The sequence below is a fragment of the Pseudomonas persica genome, assembly GCF_900291015.1.
Classification (GTDB): domain Bacteria; phylum Pseudomonadota; class Gammaproteobacteria; order Pseudomonadales; family Pseudomonadaceae; genus Aquipseudomonas.
This window is the reverse complement of the sequence record NZ_OLKL01000189.1, coordinates 1-264: the sequence shown is the minus strand read 5'-3', so window position 1 is coordinate 264 and position 264 is coordinate 1. Positions and strand designations below refer to the sequence as shown.

At 50.0% G+C, this 264-nt stretch carries 1 protein-coding gene; it reads left to right on the top strand.

The features are described from left to right. Positions 1-43 precede the first annotated feature (43 nt). A partial coding sequence (locus FQ664_RS26225) for a hypothetical protein (protein ID WP_218570435.1) occupies positions 44-264 on the top strand: 221 nt, incomplete at its 3' end.

Below are 264 nucleotides of genomic sequence, written 5' to 3'. Positions count from 1 at the left end.
GCAATACATAGCTCAGCAGTCATAGCGCCAAAGGGAGTCAGGCATGAAGGAAGCTGAGATGGAAAAGCAAAAAGCGAATAAAGCGGGGCTTGCAAAGTCTCATGCGATTGGTGTGCTTTATTACATCGCAGTAGTCGCACTTCTGGTCGTGAATATGATTGGTTGCGCAGGTCGCCAGGATGAATTTATCCCACCGTCTCCCAATGATGAAGCGTATGCTCCGCCGGAGCTAGACTATCAGGTCACTCGAGTTAGCAAGGGCAG